Genomic DNA, 24,557 nt, shown 5'->3' on the forward strand with positions numbered 1-24,557 from the left:
TTAAAAACGAAATCGAAATAGACACATAGACAGAGCTTAAATGGCTGCTTAGGGAGTACTATGGAAGGAATGACGGTATTAACGCAAAAAGTGATGGCTCACTTACAAGCGATTTATCACGAGGGACAAACTGAGCAGCAAATTGATCAATTAACTGCAACGCTGATTGAAACTATGCGCATTACTGAGTTTGCTGCCGATGTGGTTCCTTATCAGAATCATTGGTCGCAACAAGATGTCATTATGATCACCTATGGCGACAGTATTGTGTGTGATGATGAACGGCCTTTAGTGACATTATCAAAGTTTATTGATAGTTATTTTGCCGGTATCAATGGCGTACATATACTGCCTTTTTTCCCCTATAGCTCAGATGATGGCTTTGCTGTTATCGACTATTCCAGTGTCAATGAAGCATTAGGCAATTGGTCGGATATTAGCTCTATTGCTAGCAAACGTCGGTTAATGTCTGATTTGGTGATTAATCATTGTTCTAGTCGCAGTTTATGGTTTCAAAATTTTATTGAAGGTAAAGGTGTCGGCCACGATTATTTTTATACTGCAGAGCTAGATGATGATATTAGCAAAGTGGTGAGGCCTAGAACGTCACCATTACTTCGTGAAACGCCTACCGCAAATGGTATAAAACAAGTGTGGTGTACTTTTAGTCATGATCAAGTCGATTTTGACTTTAATAACCCACAAGTATTAATAGAGTTTGTAAAAATTATTCGCCATTACCTCGACGTTGGCGTGAATATATTTAGGCTAGATGCAGTGGCATTTTTGTGGAAAAAATTAGCCAGCCCTTCAATTAATTTACCGCAAACCCATGAAGTGGTTAGATTACTCAGAACCCTCATTGAACATGCGCAACATGATGCCATGTTAATCACTGAAACTAATATTCCCAACAGTCAAAACCTAACTTATTTTGGTAATGCTAATGAAGCTCATTGCATTTATAACTTTTCGTTACCCCCACTGTTAATCAATACCTTAATAACCGGCAGTTGCTTGTATTTAAAGCGCTGGTTGATGAGTATGCCGCCAGCCAGAGATGGAACAACCTACTTTAATTTTATTGCCTCGCATGATGGTGTGGGTTTAAGGCCTGCCGAAGGTTTGTTAGAACAAGATGAGTTAGCCACATTAATATCGACTATGGAGCAGTTTGGTGGGCAAATATCATGTCGAACAACAGATGATGGCCAACAAAAACCTTATGAAATGAACATTGCATTATTTGATGCTTTGCAAGGAACAACAGCAGGTAAAGATGAATTAGGTTTACAACGGTTTATTTGTGCCCACGCCATTATGTTAGGGTTAGAAGGCATTCCGGGGATTTATATTCATAGTCTATTAGGAACCAGAAACGATTATCTAAAGCTAGCAAATACTTCGCATAATCGAGCTATTAACCGTCATCGTTGGGACTATAACCAGCTGGTTGAGCAATTAGCTCACCCAGAGTCATTACATCATATCGTGCTTAAAAAGATGACCGAGTTAATCAATATTCGCACAGCTCAGAAAGCTTTTCATCCTAACGCAACCCAATTTACCTTACATTTAGGGTTAAAACTGTTTGGCTTTTGGAGACAAAGTCGAGATAGAAACCAAAGTATATTTTGCATCAGCAATATTAGTAACCAAGTGCAATTATTTAACGTGAATGAACTCAATTTGATTACTGATCAAACTTGGTTTGATTTATTAAGCCCACTTAAAATTGAAGACGTTAACCAAGAGATTACCCTAGAGCCTTATCAAACTGTTTGGATAACAAACCATGAATAAACCTAGAACCGTCTATTTCATAAAGCAGTAACGTCATGATAATAGCAAGCTTGTTAGCTTTGAATGAACTTGACAAACACCTTACTGTCTATAAGCTTGTGGTTAATTAATGAGACGTATTTGGAGTATTCATGAAACAGATTATTTTAGCGGTGGCCGTTTTAGCATTGAGTGCCTGCAGCACTTTAAAAACCAACTCTGATTTTGACCCAGAAGTATCTTTTGACCAATATAAAACCTTTGCATGGGTAGAGCCTAAAGCTAATGACGAAGGCTATCACTTAGATGGTTTACTTGATCAGCGTGTTCGTGACGCTGTAAGTAGTGAAATGGCAGCCAAAGGCCTAACCAAAGCTTCAATTGAAGAGGCTGACCTACTGGTAAACTATTTAACTAAAGTTGATAAAAAAATTAATGTAGACACGTTTAATAGTAACTTTGGCTACAACCCATACTATGGTCCACGTTGGGGGTGGGGTGGGTCTATGCAAACCCAAACGACAGTGCGTGAGTATGAAGTAGGGACGTTAATCATTGACTTAGTTGACAACAAAACAGACAAGCTAGTTTGGCGCGGAACGGTAGCCGATACCATTCGTGACAGAAATACCCCACAAGAGCGTGTAGAAGTGATTAATAATGCCATTAATCAAGTGATGGTTAATTTTCCACCACAAGCTGAAAAGTAATACATACGTAGTTTATATTCATTGGGGTTAAGGCGTGAGCCATAAACCAATGAGGGGCAAAAAGGCTCAAACTGATTACAGTTTGAGCCTTTTTTTGTATCCATGAATTATCAAAGTCTTTAAAAATGATTCTTATAGATATGGTCTGGTAGTAGATAGTTTTTAGGAATTCTTTTCTAATTAATAGGTTGTGTGCATAATTTTATAGCTAAAAGCTATTAAGAATTGATTTCAAGGTTAATTGCCTTTACCCGCTTTAGGGCATTTGGTAAAATTCGCGGCCGTGATAAGGACATTCGCCAGAGAGTAAGTGAGCATCAATGAAGTCTTGGTATCTTTTGTATTGTAAACCTCGTGAAGAGTTACGTGCGCAGCAAAACCTTGCGTTGCAAAATGTTGATAGCTATTTACCCATGATCAAAGAGTCAAAAGAATCTAAATCGACCACTAAACTGGTTGATGTCCCGCTTTTTCCCAACTATCTATTCATTCATTTCGATCCCGAAGTATTCAGTGTAAGCAAAATACATTCAACGCGTGGTGCAAGCCGTATTATTGGCTGCAAAGAAGTGATGACCCCCATTGACGATCGTCTAATTAATGAAATTAAACGCCGAGTGAATGAGTTTGTTCCTGAACCGGATAAAGGTTTAGAAAAGGGAGATAAGGTCAAATTTGTCGATGGCCCGTTTGTCGATTTAGAGGCGATTTTTGAAGAGCGAAACGCTGAAAAACGTTGTTATGTATTATTTAATATCATGGGACAACAAAAAAGAATTTTGGTTGATGAAGCAACAATAAAAAAGACACCCAAAGAAGACTAAAGGGTAATAGTTGCAATAAATAACCTGTTAGACATATAAAACCTGAAGAAAATAGAAATAAACCACAAAGCATGTAAGACATTTGCCATAGGGTGGTCTTGGTGTAGTACATTTGTTAATAAAAAGTGTTGCTTAAGCGCCTGCAAATCAAGTATTTGCATTTGCGAGGGTGAAGTTACTGATATTGCTCAGGCTATATGTGTAACAAATCTGCAATTTAAATTTAAACGGTGTATTTTTCTACATAATCGTTTAAAGGGTTAAGGTATAATACGCAACATTATTTTCAAGTGACGAAAGCTTAGGTTAATAATTTAACATCGACAAGCTATTAAGTCATACAAATCGCCAAGGCGATGGGCACTATAGAAGCCGAAATCTATGGGCGGTAGCGTGCCTGAAAGGCATCGAATGAACAATTTCATTCGTTAAGCGGACGCCGAAGGTCGTCTCGACTGCCACGCGGGTCGGTAGCGTGCCTGAAAGGCATTTTACTTTAGAAGTGTTCCTTAACTGTATCGCAGTATTTAACGTCATTATTTAGGTGTTGGCCCAAAACCACGTTAGTCCAGCGATAGCAAAAACCACGTCATTCCGGCAACGCTTTTGAGCCGGAATCTCGTTCGGTAAGGCGCTAATCGTGATAAAGCAGATTCCCGATAAAAGCACTCGGGAATGACGGTGGAATTAGAATTACGATGCTGTTGCAATAATTGGATTCACGTCATTCTGGTAACGCTTATGAGCCGGAATCTCGTTCGGTAAGGCGCTAATCGTGATAAAGCAGATTCCCGACAAAAGCACTCGGGAATGACGGTGGAATTAGAATTACAATGTTGTTGCAATAATTGGATTCACGTCATTCCGGTAACGCTTCTGAGCCGGAATCTCGTTCGGTAAAGCACTAATCGTGATAAAGCAGATTCCCGACAAAAACACTCGGGAATGACGGTGGAATTAGAATTACGATGTTATTGCAAAAACCACGTCATTCCGGTAACGCTTTTGAGCCGGAATCTAGAACGGTAAGGCACTAATCGTGATAAAGCAGGTTCCCGACAAAAGCACTCGGGAATGACGGTGGAATTTGAATTGCGATGTTGTAGCAATAGTTGGATTCACGTCATTCCGGTAACGCTTTTGGGCCGGAATCTCGAACGGTATAGCACTAACGTGATAAAGCAGATTCCCGATAAAAGCACTCGGGAATGACGGTGGAATTTGAATTACGATGTTGTAGCAATAGTTGGATTCACGTCATTCCGGCAACGCTTTTGGGCCGGAATCTCGATCGGTATAGCACTAACGTGATAAAGCAGATTCCCGATAAAAGCACTCGGGAATGACGGTGGAATTAGAATTACGATGTTGTTGCTATAATTGGATTCACGTCATTCCGGTAACGCTTTTGAGCCGGAATCTCGATCGGTATAGTACTAATCGTGATAAAGCAGATTCCCGATAAAAGCACTCGGGAATGACGGTGGAATTTGAATTACGATGTTGTAGCAATAGTTGGATTCACGTCATTCCGGTAACGCTTTTGGGCCGGAATCTTGCTCGGTAAAACAATAAAGCAATTAAAGCTGACAACATTCAGCAACTACGAATAAATATAAATTCCATAATTTCTGATAACCAAACTCAGAAATTTCAAACTATCAATAATAAAGTCAATCAATAATATCGGAGATAACTGGTGTTCCAGCAAATCAAAAAAATGTTCGTCGCAGGCTTATCTGCCTTTATTATCGTCAGCACGCCTGTTCAGGCGATTACCCCATCACCACAAATGATAGAGCAGTTTAAACAGCTGCCAAAATCTGAACAGCAACGTATAGCCAAACAATACGGTATCGACCCTTCAGTACTTTCTGGGGGAAGTGTGCAAAATGCTCCCGTTTCTTCTCCAGAAGTCGTCACTCAACGACAGGCCGAACAAGAAATTGAAGATGCGGATAAAAAAGCCAAGCAAGTCAACTTTACAGAAGACAACCAAAAGCATGAGTTAAAGCGTTTTGGTTACGATATGTTTGCCGGTGAACCTTCAACATTTGCCCCAGTTAGCGATGTACCTGTACCTAATGATTATCGCGTTGGCCCTGGGGATAGCATTAATGTACAACTTCACGGCAAAGAGAATAACGAGTTTACCCTAACAATTAACCGTGAAGGGGTTATTCAATTTCCTGAACTTGGCCCAATTACGACCAATGGTTTAAGTTTTTCTGAACTCCGTGAAGAAATACAGCAACGCGTTAAACAGCAAAAAATCGGCATTGAGGCCAGTGTCTCAATGGGAGAATTACGTTCAATTCGAATTTTTGTTGCGGGTGATGCTTATCGCTCAGGTTCTTACACTGTTTCTAGTTTATCTACAGTAACCCAAGCATTGTTTGTTGCTGGTGGTGTTAATGAAATTGGTAGTTTGCGCAATATTCAAGTTAAACGCAGCGGTAAATTAGTTGGCTCTTTTGACCTATATGATCTTCTTCTACGTGGCGATGCATCGGGTGACATCAGTTTACGCTCTGGTGATGTGGTATTTATTCCATCTGTCGGTGGCTTAGTAACCGTTTCTGGTGAAGTTCGTCGCCCCGCAATTTATGAGCTTAAAAAAGGTGAAACGATTGCCGATATGGTGCATATGGCCGCAGGTGTTACCAGTGATGCCTACGCCAAATCAACCAGTGTAGAACGCTATAACAAAAATGGCTTAAAATCGATTGTTAATGTTGACTTGACCAGTGCTAAAGGTAAACAGGTTGCTGCCAAGTCGGGTGACTTTATTCGTGTTAAAAATGCATCTATTCAATATGAAGATGCCATTACTGTTGTAGGTGCCGTAGTAAGACCAGGTCGATATCAATGGCAAGCTGGTCAAAAAGTGAGTGATATTGTCCCATCAATTTGGGGGGATTTATCAGCCTCTGCAGATTTAGATTATGCACTCCTAGTGCGTGAAAAAAATAAATATGGCGACATTGACGTTTATCAATTTGCAATAGGTAAAGCATTAACTGAACCTCACTCAGCAGAAAACCTCACCATTGAACCTCGCGATAAAATTGTAGTATTTAATTACAATGATAAAACTCAAAATAGATATGAATTAAACCGCTTGGTTAAAGACCGTGTGGCAAAAGTAGCTTCTTTAAAAGGCGAAGGGCTGGTATCAAATGATGCATTCGAATCAGGCTTTAACGCACTAAATGATTCGTTAGAAAATCGCTATAAAACTTCTATAGCTGGTGTAGCAATTACTGGCGCGCTCGAGCAAAAAGATAATTTAGTTAGAGATGAAGTTGAAAAAATGTTAGTTAACTTATTTCACGATAAAGAGTTAATTAAGCTTAGTACTTCTATGAAACGTAGCGAGTTACTTTATCCTATTTTAAATCGTTTAGCGGCACAAAAAGCCAGCATTGATGGGATTGACTTAGTCGCTATTGCGGGGAAGGTTCGCCACCCTGGTGTATACCCATTAACTCAAAATGCCAATATAGAAGACTTAATTAAAGCTGGCGGCGGATTACTGGAAGGGGCATATACAGAGCATGCCGAATTAACCCGCAGTAATAATACCTCCGAAATAGCAAGTATTATGCACGAACATGTAAACTTAAATGGTGTTTTACATGGTTTGCCTGAGCACAATATCAACTTAAAAAGCCGCGACATGCTTACCGTATTAACGACCCCTGAATGGCAAGAGCGTAAAATAGTTGAAATTCGAGGTGAAGTTAAATTTCCTGGCACTTATAACATTCGTCGAGGTGAGAAATTATCTGATGTTATTAAACGTGCAGGTGGCTTCACTGACTATGCCTTCCCGTCAGCATCTGTGTTTGTTCGTGATTCAATTAAAAACCAAGAACAGCTAGAAATTAAAAAGCTTGCCGACCAACTTCGACGAGATATTGCTACACGTGGTGTTTCAAAAGATGGCACTGTAGTGAATTACGCAGACGCTCAATTAATGTTAGATGATTTAGAAAACATTGAAGCAGTAGGGCGTTTAGTGGTTGACTTAAATGCCATTAATTTGGGAATTCCTGAAGCAGATATTCAGTTAGAACACAGTGATATTTTGTATGTTCCAACGCTTAAACAAACCGTTGCCGTTATGGGCGAAGTGCAGCATCAAGCCACCCATAGATACAAACAAGGCTTAACGTTAGATAATTACTTAGATATGTCTGGCGGCCCACGTGAGCGTGGTGATGATGGCCGAATTTATATCATCAAAGCTGATGGCTCTGTAGCGCTACCAACTGCAAGCTTGTGGTTTAATAGTAAAGTACAAATTGAAGCAGGCGATACCATCATCGTGCCGTTAGATACTGAGTACAAAGATAACTTAACCTTGTGGACTCAAGTGACACAAATTATCTATAACTCAGCAGTCGCACTAGCAACCATCTCAGGACTGTAAGTTAGCTTATAAAAAACATTGGAGTGACTTTATCAGTCACTCCAGCATAGATAATCTATCAATCACTCTGACAAAGCTTACCGACACGTCATTATGACAATATTAACTAGATCGTCATTTAGACAAAGCTAACTAGCACGTCCTTATTGCAATGTTTTTAAGTACGTCATTCTGGCAAAGCTTTTGGGGCAGAATCTAGGCTGTTAAAGCTTACCAAAGTGCAACTAAGACAATGCTAACTAACATGTCCTTATGACATATTTACTAGCACGTCATTATGACAATGTTGACAAGTACGTCATTCTGGCAACGTTTTTGAGCCAGAATCTAAAGATTCAAACATAACTCCGCTATAACTCAGCCGCGGCAGTAAAAAACAATTCGGTTATCTCTCATAAATAAATAGAGACAAGTATTCAATGTCTAACGAAATCAACAAATACCAGCAAGACGCTAATTTTCAAAACCAGCAATTTCCAAACCCAGCTCAAGATGATGAGATCGATTTACGTGAATTATTCTCGGTAATTTGGCAAGGGAAATGGCTCATCATTGCCATCACAGCTGTCTTCGCTTTCGGCTCAGTGATATTTGCTTTAAGCCAACCTAATATGTATAAATCAGAAGCCTTACTTGCACCCGCTGATGCAGAACAAAGCGGCGGTGGCCTTGCCGCTCTAGCAGGACAATTTGGTGGTTTAGCTTCAATGGCAGGTATCAATCTTGGTGGCAGTGCAGGAGTTGATAAAACTCAAATGGCTATAGAGGTATTAAAATCACGTCAATTCACCAGTGCATTTATTCAAAAGCATAATATCTTGCCAGATTTAATGGCTTTCGATAAATGGAATATGTCTGACAATACTGTCAGTTATGATGAAGAACTTTATGACGTTGCATTTAATAAATGGGTTCGCGAAGTTAAAGCACCTTTCAAGCCTGAACCGTCTATGCAAGAAGCTTACAAAGAGTTTAGTAAAATTATTTCTATAAATACCGATAAAGAAACGGGCATGGTTAAATTGTCTGTTGAACATCAGTCTCCTTATATCGCACAACAATGGGTTAATTTACTTGTTAAAGATATTAATGCAGAAATGAAGCTGCGTGATGTTGCTGAGGCCACCAAAAGCACCCAGTTTTTAGAGTCAAAAATTGCTGAAACCAATATTGCAGATATTAAAACTGTACTTTATAAGCTTATAGAAGAACAAGCCAAAACCATTATGTTTGCAGAAGTACGTGAAGAGTATGTTTTTAAAACAATAGACCCAGCATTAGTTTCAGAAGAAAAGTCTGGACCAAAGCGAGCATTAATTTGTGTACTTGGCACCATGTTAGGTGGGATGTTAGCAGTAATGTTAGTACTAATTAGGCACTTCGTCAGAAAAGAAGTTTAGTTGTTTTATGTAAATTTATAAGCTTATTGGGACTGTTTAAAGAAAAAAAAAACAGACAAACCCAGGGCTTACAAGGGATAGCGCTTACTTAGAAATAACAGCGATCGTCTCAAAATGGGTTAAAAGCGTCTCAGCTTAATTCTACAGGCCGAGACCGAAAGTATGATCATTTAATTCCTCTTTCAGAGGAAATACTCCAATCAGGTCGAATCTAATGACAAAAAAGAAAGTACTTACGGTATTTGGTACCAGACCGGAAGCTATAAAAATGGCTCCATTAGTTCATGCTTTAGCATCTGATGAGCGCTTTGAATCAAAATGTTGTGTGACGGCTCAGCATCGTGAAATGCTCGATCAAGTCCTTGAGCTGTTTGAGATCACACCTGATTATGACCTGAACTTGATGAAAGCTGGTCAGACATTAAATGACGTTACGGCTAAAATCATTCAGGAACTAAAACCTGTACTGGAAGATTTTAGACCAGATGTTGTACTTGTGCACGGTGATACAGCTACCACATTTGCGGCAAGTCTTGCTGCTTATTACGAGCAGGTCCCTGTAGGGCACGTAGAAGCAGGATTGCGTACTGGTAACATTTATTCGCCTTGGCCAGAAGAAGGCAATCGCCGCTTAACAGGTGCCTTAACAAAGTTTCACTTCGCTCCTACCGAAACATCTAAGCAAAATCTTTTAAAAGAAGACTTTAATCCTGTTGATATCACTGTCACAGGTAATACCGTTATCGACGCATTGTTAATGGTTAAAGATAAAATTGAAAGTGATGAAGACTTAAAGCGAACGCTTGCATCTCAGTTTCCATTCATAGATGAAGATAAGAAGTTGATTCTCGTTACAGGACATCGACGTGAGAGCTTTGGTGGCGGTTTCGAACGTATTTGCGAAGCTTTAGCGATAACAGCAAAAGAGCATCCAGATACGCAGATTTTATACCCAATGCACCTAAACCCAAATGTCCGCGAGCCAGTAAATCGCATTCTAGGTGCTATTTCAAACATTCATTTAATTGAACCTCAGCAGTATTTACCTTTCATTTATTTAATGAGTCGGGCGCACATTATTTTGACTGATTCCGGTGGTATTCAAGAAGAAGCACCATCACTGGGTAAACCAGTACTAGTTATGCGCGATACGACGGAAAGGCCAGAAGCGGTTGAAGCTGGCACTGTCAAGTTGGTTGGTACAGATATAGAAACGATTGTCTCTAATCTGAATGAGCTCCTTACAAGCGAAGCAGCTTATCAAGAAATGAGTTTTGCACATAATCCATATGGTGATGGTGAAGCTTGTCAAAGAATTTTAAACGAATTAGCGAAATCAAATTAGGGTTGAAAGATGTCATTTGAAACTATTTCAGTAATCGGTCTTGGTTATATTGGTTTACCAACAGCTGCAATGTTTGCTTCACGAAAAAAGAAAGTTATAGGTGTTGATGTTAACCAGCATGCAGTAGATACCATTAATCAAGGTAAGATTCATATTGTTGAACCGGACTTAGATATGATTGTGCATGCAGCAGTGGTAGAAGGTTACCTTAAGGCTGTAACTACCCCAGAAGCAGCTGATGCATTTTTAATCGCTGTACCTACGCCATTTAAGCCTTGTGATAAAGGTGCAGTACCAGAACCAGATTTGAGCTATATCGAATCTGCTTGCAATGGTATTGCTCCAGTACTAAAAAAAGGTGACTTAGTAATTCTTGAGTCAACATCTCCGGTAGGTGCTACGGAGCAGGTAGCAGAATGGTTAGCGACAGCTCGACCAGATCTGACATTTCCACAGGTAGCTGGGGAAAATGCAGATGTAAACGTTGCTCATTGTCCGGAGCGTGTTTTACCCGGTCACGTAGTACGTGAATTAGTTGAAAACGATCGTGTTATTGGTGGTATGTCTGCTGCATGTTCAGAACGTTCTGTCGAATTATATAAAACTTTTGTTCAGGGTGATTGTGTTATAACAAATGCACGTACTGCGGAAATGGCAAAGCTTACTGAAAATAGTTGTCGTGACGTTCAAATTGCATTCGCAAACGAGCTGTCAGTTATTTGTGACAAGTTAGATATCAATGTTTGGGAATTGATTTCATTAGCTAACCGCCATCCTCGTATTAATATATTGCAACCTGGACCTGGAGTAGGTGGGCATTGTATAGCCGTAGACCCATGGTTTATTGTCTCTAAAACTCCTGAACAAGCACAATTGATTCATACAGCTCGAAAAGTAAATGACGCTAAACCTGAGTGGGTTATTGATAAAGTTAAACTAGCTATAGCTGACTTCTTACAAGTTAATCCGAATAAGACAGCTAAAGATGTAACTATAACTTGTTATGGACTGGCTTTCAAACCTGATATTGATGATTTAAGAGAAAGTCCAGCTTTAGATATTACAAAGAAAATTGCTGAAATGCATTCAGGTAAAATTTTTGTAATTGAACCTAATATAGAAAAACTTCCTGAAAGTTTATCTAGCTATAATATAACATTATCCAAAGAAACTCTAAAATCAGACATTCACTTACTTCTTGTTAATCATAAAGAGTTTTATAAATTTAAACTATCAGATGAATTAGTTATTGATACAAAAGGTATTTGGCTATGAAAATATTGATATTAGGCTCTACTGGAATGCTTGGGTCCTCTTTATATAGAAACCTTAAATTGTATGGGCATGAGGTTTATGGGATACAGCGAAGTGTCTCGAATGATAACAATATTTATACAATAGAAAATGCAAATAACTTTCATCATTTAGAAGGCATTATTAAAAGCTTAGAGGCTCCTGTAGTTATAAACTGTATAGGGGTGATTAAACAAAAAGATGCATCGAAAAGTATTTTGTCCTCCTTGCCGCTAAATTCAATATTACCTCATCAGCTTGCGGAACTTGCAGATGTATTAAATTTCAAATTAATCCACTTTAGCACAGATTGTGTATTTGATGGTCTTAAGGGTAATTATATCGAATCCGATATACCTGATTCAAATGATGTTTATGGTTTATCCAAACGTTTAGGAGAAGTTAGTTATAGCCAAAATGTTTTGACCATCAGGACCTCAATTATTGGGCATGGTGTTAAACCAAACTCATCTCTGGTTGATTGGTTTTTAGCGCAAGATAGAAATGTTGAAGGATATAAAAATGCCATATTTTCAGGTATTCCTTGTTCAGAATTTGCATATATTTTAGATAAGTACATTTTAGAAACTCAAATAAGTGGTTTATACCATATATCTGCAAACGCAATAAGTAAGTTTGATTTGCTCACTATTATTAAAGAAGTTTACAATAAGGATATCGCAATCATCCCAAATACAGAATTCAAAATGGATAGAAGTTTGAATTGTGAATCATTTAAATCGAAAACTAATTTTATTTCTAAAGATTGGTTTGAGCTAATTGTTGATATGAAAAGAAAAGATTACACGGAGAATAAAAATGTTTAAAAATAAAACACTTTTGATTACTGGTGGGACAGGATCGTTTGGGAAAACAGTGTTAGATCGTTTTTTAAATTCAGATTTGAAAAAAATAATTATATTTAGTCGAGATGAAAAGAAACAAGAAGATTTAAGAATTAAATATAATTCAGAGAAACTACATTTTATTATTGGTGATGTCAGAGATTACAATTCTATTTATCAAGCTTTAAAAAATGTTAATTTTGTTTTTCATGCCGCGGCTTTAAAGCAAGTTCCTTCATGTGAATTCTATCCTTTAGAAGCAGTCAAAACTAATATTTTAGGAACTGAAAATTTATTACAGGCTGCAACTGAATGTAATGTAGAAAAAGTTATAGTACTTAGTACAGATAAAGCTGTGTATCCAATTAATGCCATGGGTATATCTAAAGCGATGGCTGAAAAAATTTCAATTGCAAAGGCAAGAGATAATGGAAATGAAAATACAGTTATTTGCTGTACTCGTTATGGCAATGTAATGGCTTCTAGAGGCTCAGTTATTCCATTATTTAAGCAACAAGCAATATCGGGAGAGGACTTAACAGTTACTGACCCGAATATGACACGTTTTTTAATGTCCTTAGACGAGTCTGTTGATTTGGTTATTCATGCATTTGCGCATGGAGTACAGGGTGATCTTTTTGTACAAAAAGCTCCTAGTTGTACTGTCAAAGATTTAGCCCAGGCAATAATAGAACTAGAAAATTCGAGTTCAAAATTAAAAGTAATTGGCTCTAGGCATGGAGAAAAATTATTTGAAACACTTATTTCGAGAGAAGAAATGTCCAAAGCTGTCGTGATGGATAGATATTATAGAATCCCATCTGACAATAGAGATTTGAATTATAATAAATTTGAAACTGAAGGTGATAAACAGATAAACACAAATGAAGACTATACTTCGCATAATACTCATTCATTAGGTGTTGCCGAGATAAAATCTCTGTTGAAAAACCTTACAAATATAAATTTTTGATTTAATGATATACGGCTATGAAAATGGCCGTATGTAAGAAGTTATTTTATGAAAAACATATTGGTAAATCTATTTGGAAAGGGATTATCTGCATTATTAAGTTTTGCTTTTATACCAATTTATATTAATTTACTAGGGAAAGAGTCTTTTGGTTTAATCGGCTTTCTAGCCACAATTCAAGCTGTGTTTGTGCTTTTAGACGGTGGTTTCTCTACTGGTTACATGAGGCAGGTCTCAAAGTACTCTGTAAATGTCAATGACAATTTAAAAAAGATTGTAGACTTAACTCGTGGTGTAGAGCTTATATTTTTTGTTTTATCATTGTGCATTCTAATTTTGATTTTTAATTTATCGAGTGTAATCGTTAATGATTGGTTAGATATACCATATTATTTAGTAAGTGAGTCTATAACGTGCATTAAAATTGCTGCTTTTATTATTTCTTTTCAGTTCTTAGTGCTATTTTACCAATCGGGAATGATCGGTTTTCAAAAGTTTATTTCAATAAATGTTGTTAATTTGTGTTGCAATGTTTCAAAACTGCTTTTAGCTTTGATTTTTATGTATTTTTTTGAAAAGAAAGTTATATATGTTTTTTATTCATATTTAACTATCACTGTTTTACAGACACTTATTTATGCATACATTTTAAAAAAAACAATAAGTTATAACAGAATTAAAATTAATTTTTCTGATTCTATTCTTGAAGTTAGTAACATTAAATCTTTTATTGGTGGTATGGCTTTTATTTCACTAACCTCTGCAGTAATATCTCAAATAGACAAATTATTAGTCAGTGGAATGTTAAGCATTTCTAGTTATGCTAATTATATAATAGCAGCAACGCTTTCAACAATTCTGCTCACCGTCTCCTCTCCAATAGCATCGGCAATATACCCTAAACTTATACAAAAAATTACAGATTCAGATATAGCAAAGTATTACCATGACTCATGTCAAACAGTCTCAATATTTATATATCCGCTATCTATGACAATGTTCATATTCGTTGATAAAATATTGGAAATATGGTTAAGCAGTACTTTTATTGAGCATGAGATTGTTATAGTTTCTAAAGTGTTAATATTAGGAACTACAATATTAGCTATTATGGCAATGCCTCATTTTCTCGCTCTTGCCAATGGTAATACAAGTATTTCAATAAAAGTCAACATCTTAAATATTATAATTATTATTCCGTTGATGATAGTTCTTGCTAAAAAGTTTGGTGTATTTGGTGTTGCTATATCTTGGTTGGTAATGAATGTAATATTTTTATTCATTTACATCGTATACGTTCATAAGTTATATCTGAAGGGGGAGATGTTTAAATGGTATGTGTATGATAATTTGAAGTTTCTTATTATATGCCTTGTTATTAGTTACTTTTTTTATTTTTCAATGAATAAATACAATGTAAATTCTTATTTTTGTATAATTATCTCGTTAATAATGTCTTTTATTGTAAGTGTTAAGTTTTCAAATTTGTTTATTTTATTAAAAGGAATATCTTATGCTTCTTTCTGTAGTAATACCAACAAAGGGAAGAACTGAATACGCTTTTAAATCAATTAAATATATACTGTCCCTTAAGCTATCTTCATTACAAATTGTTGTGCAAGATAATAATGAAACAGATGACTTGTATGGTTTGTTGAGTGAGTTCATTGAGTGTGAAAATATTATATATAATCATACAAAAACTCCTCTTTCATTTGTTGATAATTTCGAAGAAGCTATATCCCATGCAACAGGAGAGTATATAACTGTAATTGGTGATGATGATATTATTAATCCAGAAATAATTAATGTTTTAAGCGTTTTTTCTAAATTTAATATAGATTCTATAGTGCCGTCTACGAATTTATTTTTTTTATGGCCCGAATCTGGAGTTACTAACAAGGTAACATCCGGTAATGAGTTCTTTACTTTTAGTGTTAAGCCTTTCTCTGGTCAGTTGAAGTATGTGAATAGTAGAGTTGAATTACAGAAATTACTAAGTAATGGTGGTGTAGACTATCTATCTTATAATATTCCACGTTTATATCATGGGATAGTAAAGAAATCATTATTGGATAAAATAAAGTCTAAATATGGTAGGTTATTCGAAGGCTTAACACCAGATATCTACATTGCCTGTTTGATTGCTGCGGAATCAGAAACGTGTATAAGATTGGATTATCCTTTGACAATACCTGGTGCTTGTAAAAGTAGTGGTTCGGTAGCAAGTGACACAGGTGCACATACAGGTGAGCTTTCGCAAGCTCCTCATTTTAATTATCGTGGCACATATTCATGGAATAACTTAGTTCCTAAATTTTACTCTGTGCCAACTATTTGGTCTGACTCTGCTTTTGCTGCAGCACAAAAAACTCAATTGGAATGCTACATTAATAATAAATTGTTATTTGCAAAATGCTATTTTGAATATCCAAAATACAGGGCTGATTTTATTAACTTAAATCCTTTCAGTAATATGATTTCTTTATATTTAACCTATTTTAAATATAAAATTTTAGGCTTCAAAAGTAAGATCTACAATAAGTTTAAAGTAAGTACCTCAAGTTTTTATGGTATCTATCATTTAAACAATTTAGATGATATTGATAATAAGTTTAAAAAGGAAAACAAAATAGATATTCATAGTAAGGTAAGAGGGTTTTTATTATGAGGAAAGTGTTAATGTGTAGTGATGAGTTCCCACCAGAAATAGGAGGCTCTGGAAGCGTTGCATTTACATTGCTTAACTCAGGATGCTTAAAATATAATGATATTGATTTGTTAACTAAAAATAGAAAGTCGGTTGTTAATGGAGTTGGTAAAACGTATTTATATCCTAAAGCTTTTTTATCCAAAACAATTTGTTGTTTGTTTTTTTTTATTGCGTTAGTAAAGTATGATTATATTTTGATTAATGACCGTAGGTTTCATTTACTCAGTTGTTTTTTGCCACAAATAGCATTAAGAAAAATAATATATATATTTCACGGGCAAGAACTCGAAACTTTCTATTTTAATAACTCTTTTTTTATGAGGATTTTAAACGTAAAGAATAGATACTCAAGGAATATACGTCTTTCATCAGCTAATGTTTTTGTTAGTAAGTTCATAAAGGATAAAATCTCAAAACATATTGCAGTTTCTAAAAATATAGTTGTTATTAATCCATCAATTAGCCCTTTTATTTGGAGTAACCGAAAAATAAATGGTCAGAATTTATCTTATAAAACAGATATCGTTTTCTGTTCTGTTTGTAGACTGGTTGAAGAAAAAGGTCTATTTACTATGTTAGACTCCTTTCGTGACTTAGTGAGTCACTATCCGGAACGAAATTTTACCTGGAAAATAGCAGGTGATGGACCAGATTTAAAAAAGTTTTCTTCCAAGGTAAAAGACTATGGATTAGAAGACTCTGTTATTACGATGGGATCTCTGTCAAAACTCAAGCTTTCAAACTTCTACTGTTCTAGCGACATATTCTGGCTTTTATCCCATTTTGAAGAGTCGTTTGGTTTAGTTTTCATAGAGGCTGCTTCTTTTGGATTGTATACAGTTGGTTATAAAGGCGATGGAGTTAGTGAAGCTACTTTTGAAGATAATAGAACACTGTTTTCAAGAGGCAGTATACCGTCAGCAATACAGTTGAATGATGTTATATATTCCAGTATGAACAGTAGTAAAACTGATTTGAATAATTTTTTGTGTCAATTTTCACCTGAGACCTTCAAAGATAATCTTGACACATTCATACACGAATTGGTTAACTAGATTATGAGTTTTAGTTCCTTTCTATATGTATTTTTAATAAGCTTATCATTAGGTTCTTCTTTGTTTTTTATTCCTTTATTGGGAGTAAAAATACAAATAATAGATTTTTATGTGTTTATTTCAATTTTATTTAGCATTATTTTTGTAAGATCTTTTAGGCGTGTTAACTCTCTGTTATTCTCAGTTTGTTTATTATACTTTTTAGCTTTAATACTCTCAGCCTTTTATGGTTTTTTTAGGACGCTTAATATTGGTGATGCAGTTTTATCGTTTAGATTTATCCTTATATTTTTATTTGTATTATTTTTCACTTTAGAGAAATCAGATGTTAAATTTGATTTAGATTCTTTTTTTTTGAAAGTTTTGTGTTTTTGGTCCTTATTTTCAATTTTTTATGGGGTTCTTCAGTTAGCAGAGTTCTACTCATTTATCCCTTACGGGGATTTACCACATCATTATTTATTAACTCAGCATATGGAAGATTTCAAAGAGGACTGGGGTCGTGCTAGTGGATTTTTTAAGGGGCCTAATGAGTTGGGGTGGTTTGGAGTTCTAGCCACATGTTTTATCTTACCTAAAGTATTAAATGGCGACTTAAAATATCTTTTATTTTTTATTTCGTCAATATCATTACCATTCATATCTAATTCAAGGTCCGCTATAGCATCGTTAGTTATAGTTTTTTTCTATCTGTCTGTAAGTCAAGTTTTTACTGTTATGAAATTAAGAGTTAGTCATAGTAAATTAAGAAGCATATTAATATTTGTTATGCTAACAATAACTATAATATTTCTTTCTTTTTTATTCAGTGACTACCTGAAATTTGAACGAGTATTTTCTGCTGTCGAGGCTATACTATTTAGTACAAACGATTCTTCTTTAAGCGAAAGATATCGTCTATGGTCAGTAGCCTATTCTGTTTGGGTTCAATATCCTTTATTTGGGGTTGGAGGAGACCCTTCTCATTATGCTCCAGTAGTCGATTCTGGTTGGTTATCTTATTTACTACGTGGAGGGGTGGTACTTTTTTTAATTTATACTACCTTTTTGTTGATGTTGCTTTATTATTCGTTGAAGTTTTATTTACATTCAAATAAAGACAAGTATATATCTATCTTCTTATTTACACTTTGTATTATTTTTGCCAATTTTTTTGTTAGTATTCAACATTTCATTTTCATATTTATTTTCATTGCTTATGCTATAAGGAACTTGGTTTATGAACGTAACTAAATCTTTAGTTGTCGGGAATTTTGGTGGTACAGATGGTGCTAAATGTGGACAAACAATAAAAACACATAATTTTTATACTTTACTTAATCAAGACCCTGATAGGGATTTATTTAAATTTGATACATGTTGTTTAAGAAACAAACCCTGGTTAGTATTTTACCTTGTATATCTAATTTTTAAGGTTAATAAAGTTATTATTTTACCTGCACAAGGTTTTTTACCGTTGTTGACGTCATTATTGTTTATTCTTAGGGTTAAAAGTGACTATATTGTCATTGGTGGCTGGTTACCTGAATATATAAAGCATTCTAATATTTGCACCAGAAGTTATTTAAAGTCTCATTGTCGTATTTTCGTTGAAACAAATGATATGCTAAATATGTTATCAAACTTTTCGGATTATGTTTATTTATTTCCAAACTTTAAAGAAATAAAAAAGCTCTCAATTGAAGATGTCAACCTTGATTCTAGAGGGATATATGGAGGTGATATAAAGTTTGTTTTTATGAGTAGAGTAGAGAGAACAAAAGGGGTTTTAATAGCTATAGATGCAATCATAGCAATCGCTTCTAAACGTATCGAACGTAATTTTAGTTTAGATATTTACGGTAAAGTTGAACCAGATTTTGAAAACGAATTATTAAGTTATATTAACAATTCATGCTCTGGCAATTTAACAGTTGTATACAAAGGGTTTATTCATTCTGATGAGGTTCAATCTAAATTAACAGAATATTATGCTTTAATATTTCCTACTTATTATGCTGGAGAGGGGTTTCCTGGAGTTCTTGTCGATGCATTTAGTGCTGGGTTACCTGTTATTGCCAGCGATTGGAAGTATAACAGTGAACTAATAAAAAATAACCGTAATGGTTTTATTTTTAGTCCAATTAATGCTGAGTCCTTAGTCAATACCTTAGATTGTTTTTTAAGTATTGAAAAAAGTCTATACAAAGAAATTGCAATGAATAATTTAAATGTTTCAAAATGTTATAGTTTTGCGAATGCCAAACTCATTGTTTCTGAGTATGGGATTTAATTTTTATGTCGTTGTTTATAGTAAGTATAATTAATCCAGGTTTTTCTCAAATTTACAATGTCGAAATTTTTAATTTTTCTTTTAATTTAAATGTTTTAGTGAACTTTGTCGGATCATGTTAGATATTTGCATTCCATATTCATTTTTACTGTCTTACAGAGGTTTTTGTGAAAATTTTGTTTCTTTCATTTTATTATTCGCCTGACTTATGTGCAGGATCTTTTCGTTCGACTTCTTTAATTAAACAACTCAAGTCAATTAAGGGAGTCGAAGTAGATGTTATCACAACAATGCCTAACCGTTATGCTTCTTTTGATGTTGGTGCTTTATCCCAAGAGTCTGTAGGTAATGTTAAAATTAGACGAGTACAGTTACCACGCCATAAAAGTGGAATGCGTGATCAGATCCATGCATTCTACGCCTATTATAAAGCAGTTCAGAAGCTAGTTAGAAACGAAAATTATGATATGGTTTTTGCAACTAGTTCTCGTTTATTTACCGCTTTTTTAGGTGCAAGAATCGCTAAATCTAAACAAATACCTTTATATTTAGATATTAGAGATATCTTCGTTGATACAATTAAAGATGTGTTACCTTCAAAACTGGCAAAAGTAGCTAAACCTTTTTTAACATTTGTTGAAGATTATGCGTTTAAAAATGCATCTCATATAAATCTAGTCTCTAAAGGGTTTGAAGATTACTTTAGATGTAGATTTCGTCAGCCAAGTTATTCATGGTTCACAAACGGTATCGATAAAGAGTTTTTAGAGCTTGATAAATTGAGCGTAAAAGTAATAACTGGCAAGGTTAATATTCTTTATGCTGGAAATTGTGGTGAAGGGCAAGGATTGCACAATATTATTCCTGCACTTGCTGAGAGTCTTTGTTCGAAATACCAAATAACCATAATAGGTGATGGGGGAAGACACTTCCAGCTAAGAGATAGTGTTGCCGGAATGTCTAATGTGATATTGCTACCTCCTGTTAAGCGTCATGAATTGGTTGAAAAGTATTTAGCAGCAGATATTTTATTTTTACACCTTAATGACTATCCTGCGTTTGAAAAAGTGCTACCTTCGAAGATATTCGAATATGCAGCGGTAGGGAAACCTATTTTGGCTGGTGTTAGTGGTTATTCAGCGTCATTTATTCGTGATGAAGTTCCTAATGCTGAAGTGTTTTACCCAAACAATGCTATTGCTGCAGTTGAGGCGTTAAATCGACTTGATATGAAAAGTCATGATAGAAGTGAATTTATTAAAAAATATCAGCGTTCGAATATTATGTCTGAAATGGCCAAATCTATAATATCTGTAGGTAAAAAGCATGAATAAAATTCTACTTACTGGTTACACGGGGTTCGTAGGCTCAAATGTTTTAGACTTATTTAAGGACCAACCAGGCTCAATAAAATGCTTGGGTAGAAGGAAACCTCTATTTGGAACTTTCTACCAAGGTGAGTTAAGTCCGTCATCTGAATATAAAGATGCGCTCGATGGAGTAGATGTTGTTATTCATTGTGCAGCACGTGTCCATGTTATGAATGACTCGTCAATTGATCCTCTTGCGGAATTTAGAGAAGTAAATTCATTTGCTACGTTAAACCTAGCAAAGCAAGCTATAACATCAGGTGTTAAACGCTTCATATTTGTTAGTAGCATCAAAGTTAATGGCGAGTCTACCCTAAGTGGCATGCCTTTTACTGCGGCTGATACAAGAAAGCCTGAAGACTTTTACGGGATGTCTAAATCGGAAGCTGAAGAACAGTTGATACAACTTGCTAAAGAAACGGGGTTAGAGGTCGTTATTATACGACCAACATTGGTTTACGGACCTGGAGTTAAGGCTAATTTTGCTTCACTAATGAAATTAGTTTCAAAAGGTTTTCCGTTGCCTTTTGGTAGCATAAAACATAATAAGCGTAGTCTAGTTTCAGTGACAAACCTTGTTGATCTGATTAAAACCTGTATTGACCATCCAAAGGCCATAAATCAAGTATTCTTAGTTTCTGATGATCATGATGTATCTACAGCCTCGATGGTAGAGCATATGTCATATGCACTTGGAAAATCTATTAGATTATTACAGGTGCCTTTATGGTGCTATCGCTTAGTTGGTAAGTTAACTGGCAAGTCCGATGTAGTTGATAGGCTTGTTGGGTCTTTACAGGTAGATATATCACATACAAAAGATACGTTAGGCTGGGTTCCTCCACAAACGCTTGAGCAAGGCTTTAAAGAAACCGCAGATTATTTTCTTCTCAATAAAAATAAATAGAGTATTTACATGATTCGTTTTATCGATTTTTTTGCAGCCTTCTTTGGCCTGTTGTTACTTTGGCCAGTGCTATTTATTGTCACTATTATTGGTATGTTTGATACTGGTTCGCCTATTTTTGTTCAAACCCGTGTTGGCCGTAATAAAAAGCCATTTAAATTGATTAAGTTTCGCACTATGTCTATTGAAACAAAATCAGTAGCAAGCCATTTGGCAAGTAATACTTCAATTACTAAACTTGGTAATTTTTTGCGCAAAACTAAGATTGATGAGTTACCGCAACTAATTAATGTGATTAAAGGTGAAATGAGCTTGGTTGGTCCGCGTCCAAATTTATTTAACCAGGAGGAACTGATTAAAGAGCGTGATGCGTTAAGTGTATATGATGTTTTACCTGGTGTTACAGGTTTAGCGCAGGTTCAGAATATTGATATGTCTACGCCTGCTTTATTAGCTAAAACTGATAAGCAGATGATTGATAGCCTAACTGTTAAAGATTATTTTAAGTACATAATTATGACTGTATCAGGTAGTGGTTCGGGGGATGCTGTAAAGTAAGAAAGTTGAATGATCGCACTACAACAGTGCAAAGCTCACTTTGTGCTACTATGAGCTATGCTGCTAACCTACCTGTATTTTAAGATGTAATACACTATGAATTTTTTTAATTTGGAGCGGAAAATGGATTTTTTGCAAACTCTTTTTGGTTTAAAACGTACTCATAAACGTTTAGTTAGTTTAGTTATTGACTCTATTTTTTTATGCTTTGCATTTTGGGCTGCATTACTCGTTAGGGTTGATGATATTAGTGTGCTATCTGATAGCCGTCATTGGTCTTTAATACTAATGGTTATTCCATTTAGTTTATTTTTCTTTACTAAACTGGGTTTATATCGTGCAGTGCTTAGATATATGGGGCTTCAAGCATTAACGGCTATTTTATTAGGGGTGTTGGCTTCCACAATAACGTTAGTCATTATCGCATATTACACTGAAGCACTACTTCCTCGTACTGTTCCCGTTATTTATGCCGCGTTTGCTGTTGTTTTTATTGGTGGAACCCGCGCAATTATTCGTTCAATGGTGGGCTCTGGAGTCAAGCGTGTCGGTGAGCCAGTGATTATTTATGGTGCAGGGGTTAGCGGTCGTCAGTTACTCACATCTTTAGTATTAAGCCATGAATATCATCCATTTGCATTTGTTGATGATGATGAATCGTTACACGGAACAGTCATTCAAGGGGTGCATGTTCATTCTCCTTCCATTATTAGAAAGTTAATCAAACAAAAGTCGGCCACCAAAGTGTTGCTGGCTATACCTAGTGCCTCGCGAGTAAAACGCCAAGAAATTCTAAACCGACTCGAGCCACTGTCGGTTCAGATTTTGACCATTCCCGCTATGGCCGATTTAGTCAATGGAACAAAGCTTTATAGTGATATTAAAGAAGTTGAAATTGATGATTTATTAGGGCGTGATGCTGTTGCGCCTAGGCAGGATTTATTAACGGCAAATATTACCGGTAAAGTGGTCATGGTCACAGGTGCAGGTGGCTCAATTGGGTCTGAGCTGTGTCGTCAAATTTTAAAACAGTCACCTAAAAAGTTAGTTTTATTTGAACTTTCAGAATACTCACTTTATGCCATTGAACGAGAGTTGAATGCTACAGCCGCAGAGTTAGGTTTAAATGTTCGCATTTTACCAATGATGGGGTCAGTGCAACGTGAAAATCGTGTTCAAGCTATTATGGAGTCATTTGGTGTGCAAACGGTTTATCATGCCGCGGCTTATAAACATGTTCCTTTAGTTGAGCATAATGTTGTTGAGGGTGTCCGAAATAACGTATTTGGCACATTGTATACCGCAAGAGCTGCGATAGCGGCTAAGGTTGAAACCTTTGTATTGGTTTCAACTGATAAAGCGGTTCGTCCCACTAACGTAATGGGTACCACTAAGCGTATGGCTGAACTTGTTTTGCAAGCTTTTGCTAAAGAAAACAACAATACACGTTTTTGCATGGTGCGATTTGGTAATGTTTTAGGCTCTTCTGGTTCTGTTGTGCCATTATTTAGAAGCCAGATAGCCAATGGCGGCCCAGTTACTGTTACTCATCCCGAAATTACCCGTTTCTTTATGACCATTCCTGAAGCTTCACAACTTGTTATTCAAGCTGGTGCGATGGGTAAGGGCGGTGATGTATTTGTATTAGATATGGGTAAGTCAGTAAAGATTGTTGATTTAGCCAGCAAAATGATTCGTTTAAGCGGTTACGAAGTTCGTGATGAAAATAACCCTGACGGTGATATTGCAATTGAGTTTAGTGGCTTACGCCCTGGCGAAAAACTGTATGAAGAACTGCTGATTGGTGATGATGTTACAGGTACCGAACATGAGCGGATTATGACGGCTAATGAACTGCATTTATCATGGCAAGAATACGCAAAAATTTTAGAAAGATTAGATTTAGCATGTCATCAGTTTGACCATGAAACAATTCGTGAAATATTATTAACAACTCCTACAGGGTTTGCGCCAACAGACGGTATTTGCGATCTGTTGTATCAACAAACTGAAAAAAATTCTGACTCTGCAAAAAATGTTATCAAATTAGCGTAATAGAATACTTAGTAAACCTT

18 protein-coding genes are annotated in these 24,557 nt (G+C 35.8%); all 18 read left to right on the plus strand.

The window, feature by feature from the left end:
- Positions 1-60: 60 nt before the first annotated feature.
- The 18 genes from L2672_RS02385 to L2672_RS02470 all read left to right on the plus strand — a co-directional run bounded on the left by L2672_RS02385 (position 61) and on the right by L2672_RS02470 (position 24,537).
- On the plus strand, positions 61-1,803 hold the full coding sequence (locus L2672_RS02385) for a sugar phosphorylase (RefSeq protein ID WP_420833117.1): 1,743 nt from the start codon (positions 61-63) through the stop codon (positions 1,801-1,803).
- Between the two features lie 131 nt (positions 1,804-1,934).
- Positions 1,935-2,492, plus strand: coding sequence for a DUF4136 domain-containing protein (locus tag L2672_RS02390; RefSeq protein ID WP_248994221.1), 558 nt, complete (start codon positions 1,935-1,937; stop codon positions 2,490-2,492).
- 320 nt (positions 2,493-2,812) lie between these two features.
- On the plus strand, positions 2,813-3,316 hold the full coding sequence (gene rfaH / locus L2672_RS02395) for a transcription/translation regulatory transformer protein RfaH (RefSeq protein WP_248994222.1): 504 nt from the start codon (positions 2,813-2,815) through the stop codon (positions 3,314-3,316).
- Positions 3,317-5,015: 1,699 nt separating this feature from the next.
- Entirely contained in the window at positions 5,016-7,751 is a 2,736-nt protein-coding gene (locus tag L2672_RS02400; protein WP_248994223.1) for an SLBB domain-containing protein, read from the plus strand.
- A gap of 419 nt (positions 7,752-8,170) precedes the next feature.
- Positions 8,171-9,151 carry a Wzz/FepE/Etk N-terminal domain-containing protein gene (locus L2672_RS02405; protein ID WP_248994224.1) on the plus strand — a complete coding sequence of 327 codons (981 nt, stop codon included), beginning with the start codon at positions 8,171-8,173 and terminating at the stop codon, positions 9,149-9,151.
- Between the two features lie 214 nt (positions 9,152-9,365).
- The gene (gene wecB / locus L2672_RS02410; RefSeq protein WP_248994225.1) at positions 9,366-10,496 is read left to right on the plus strand and encodes a non-hydrolyzing UDP-N-acetylglucosamine 2-epimerase; all 1,131 of its coding nucleotides are present in this window, start codon (positions 9,366-9,368) and stop codon (positions 10,494-10,496) included.
- Positions 10,497-10,505: 9 nt separating this feature from the next.
- On the plus strand, positions 10,506-11,771 hold the full coding sequence (wecC, locus tag L2672_RS02415) for a UDP-N-acetyl-D-mannosamine dehydrogenase (RefSeq protein ID WP_248994226.1): 1,266 nt from the start codon (positions 10,506-10,508) through the stop codon (positions 11,769-11,771).
- Complete coding sequence (locus tag L2672_RS02420; protein ID WP_248994227.1) at positions 11,768-12,616, plus strand: dTDP-4-dehydrorhamnose reductase family protein; 849 nt, start codon at positions 11,768-11,770, stop codon at positions 12,614-12,616. Before wecC ends, L2672_RS02420 begins: the two co-directional genes overlap by 4 nt.
- Entirely contained in the window at positions 12,609-13,607 is a 999-nt protein-coding gene (locus L2672_RS02425) for a polysaccharide biosynthesis protein (protein WP_248994228.1), read from the plus strand. Before L2672_RS02420 ends, L2672_RS02425 begins: the two co-directional genes overlap by 8 nt.
- Positions 13,608-13,655: 48 nt before the next feature.
- Positions 13,656-15,161, plus strand: coding sequence for an oligosaccharide flippase family protein (locus L2672_RS02430; RefSeq protein ID WP_248994229.1), 1,506 nt, complete (start codon positions 13,656-13,658; stop codon positions 15,159-15,161).
- Positions 15,121-16,278: a glycosyltransferase family A protein gene (locus L2672_RS02435; protein WP_248994230.1), complete on the plus strand. Its 1,158-nt coding sequence runs from the start codon at positions 15,121-15,123 to the stop codon at positions 16,276-16,278. Before L2672_RS02430 ends, L2672_RS02435 begins: the two co-directional genes overlap by 41 nt.
- An 11-nt stretch (positions 16,279-16,289) precedes the next feature.
- On the plus strand, positions 16,290-17,375 hold the full coding sequence (locus tag L2672_RS02440) for a glycosyltransferase family 4 protein (RefSeq protein ID WP_248994231.1): 1,086 nt from the start codon (positions 16,290-16,292) through the stop codon (positions 17,373-17,375).
- Positions 17,376-17,435: 60 nt separating this feature from the next.
- The gene (locus L2672_RS02445) at positions 17,436-18,608 is read left to right on the plus strand and encodes an O-antigen ligase family protein (protein WP_248994232.1); all 1,173 of its coding nucleotides are present in this window, start codon (positions 17,436-17,438) and stop codon (positions 18,606-18,608) included.
- Positions 18,595-19,647, plus strand: a complete 1,053-nt coding sequence (locus L2672_RS02450; protein ID WP_248994233.1) for a glycosyltransferase — start codon at positions 18,595-18,597, stop codon at positions 19,645-19,647. The genes L2672_RS02445 and L2672_RS02450 overlap by 14 nt, the downstream gene beginning before the upstream one ends.
- 167 nt (positions 19,648-19,814) lie before the next feature.
- Entirely contained in the window at positions 19,815-20,981 is a 1,167-nt protein-coding gene (locus tag L2672_RS02455; RefSeq protein ID WP_248994234.1) for a glycosyltransferase family 4 protein, read from the plus strand.
- Positions 20,974-21,924: a UDP-glucose 4-epimerase family protein gene (locus tag L2672_RS02460; protein ID WP_248994235.1), complete on the plus strand. Its 951-nt coding sequence runs from the start codon at positions 20,974-20,976 to the stop codon at positions 21,922-21,924. Before L2672_RS02455 ends, L2672_RS02460 begins: the two co-directional genes overlap by 8 nt.
- 9 nt (positions 21,925-21,933) lie before the next feature.
- Complete coding sequence (locus L2672_RS02465; protein ID WP_248994236.1) at positions 21,934-22,482, plus strand: sugar transferase; 549 nt, start codon at positions 21,934-21,936, stop codon at positions 22,480-22,482.
- A 123-nt stretch (positions 22,483-22,605) separates the two neighbouring features.
- Positions 22,606-24,537 carry a nucleoside-diphosphate sugar epimerase/dehydratase gene (locus L2672_RS02470; protein ID WP_248994237.1) on the plus strand — a complete coding sequence of 644 codons (1,932 nt, stop codon included), beginning with the start codon at positions 22,606-22,608 and terminating at the stop codon, positions 24,535-24,537.
- Positions 24,538-24,557 lie beyond the last annotated feature (20 nt).

The sequence above is a fragment of the Shewanella gaetbuli genome, from assembly GCF_023284065.1.
Taxonomy (GTDB): Bacteria; Pseudomonadota; Gammaproteobacteria; order Enterobacterales; family Shewanellaceae; genus Shewanella; species Shewanella gaetbuli.

Coding starts and splice junctions, on each gene's coding strand:
- L2672_RS02385 (WP_420833117.1), top strand. CDS start 61: ATGGAAGGAATGACGGTATTAACGCAAAAAGTGATGGCTCACTTACAA.
- L2672_RS02390 (WP_248994221.1), top strand. CDS start 1,935: ATGAAACAGATTATTTTAGCGGTGGCCGTTTTAGCATTGAGTGCCTGC.
- rfaH (WP_248994222.1), top strand. CDS start 2,813: ATGAAGTCTTGGTATCTTTTGTATTGTAAACCTCGTGAAGAGTTACGT.
- L2672_RS02405 (WP_248994224.1), top strand. CDS start 8,171: ATGTCTAACGAAATCAACAAATACCAGCAAGACGCTAATTTTCAAAAC.
- wecB (WP_248994225.1), top strand. CDS start 9,366: ATGACAAAAAAGAAAGTACTTACGGTATTTGGTACCAGACCGGAAGCT.
- wecC (WP_248994226.1), top strand. CDS start 10,506: ATGTCATTTGAAACTATTTCAGTAATCGGTCTTGGTTATATTGGTTTA.
- L2672_RS02420 (WP_248994227.1), top strand. CDS start 11,768: ATGAAAATATTGATATTAGGCTCTACTGGAATGCTTGGGTCCTCTTTA.
- L2672_RS02425 (WP_248994228.1), top strand. CDS start 12,609: ATGTTTAAAAATAAAACACTTTTGATTACTGGTGGGACAGGATCGTTT.
- L2672_RS02430 (WP_248994229.1), top strand. CDS start 13,656: ATGAAAAACATATTGGTAAATCTATTTGGAAAGGGATTATCTGCATTA.
- L2672_RS02435 (WP_248994230.1), top strand. CDS start 15,121: ATGCTTCTTTCTGTAGTAATACCAACAAAGGGAAGAACTGAATACGCT.
- L2672_RS02440 (WP_248994231.1), top strand. CDS start 16,290: ATGTGTAGTGATGAGTTCCCACCAGAAATAGGAGGCTCTGGAAGCGTT.
- L2672_RS02450 (WP_248994233.1), top strand. CDS start 18,595: ATGAACGTAACTAAATCTTTAGTTGTCGGGAATTTTGGTGGTACAGAT.
- L2672_RS02460 (WP_248994235.1), top strand. CDS start 20,974: ATGAATAAAATTCTACTTACTGGTTACACGGGGTTCGTAGGCTCAAAT.
- L2672_RS02465 (WP_248994236.1), top strand. CDS start 21,934: ATGATTCGTTTTATCGATTTTTTTGCAGCCTTCTTTGGCCTGTTGTTA.
- L2672_RS02470 (WP_248994237.1), top strand. CDS start 22,606: ATGGATTTTTTGCAAACTCTTTTTGGTTTAAAACGTACTCATAAACGT.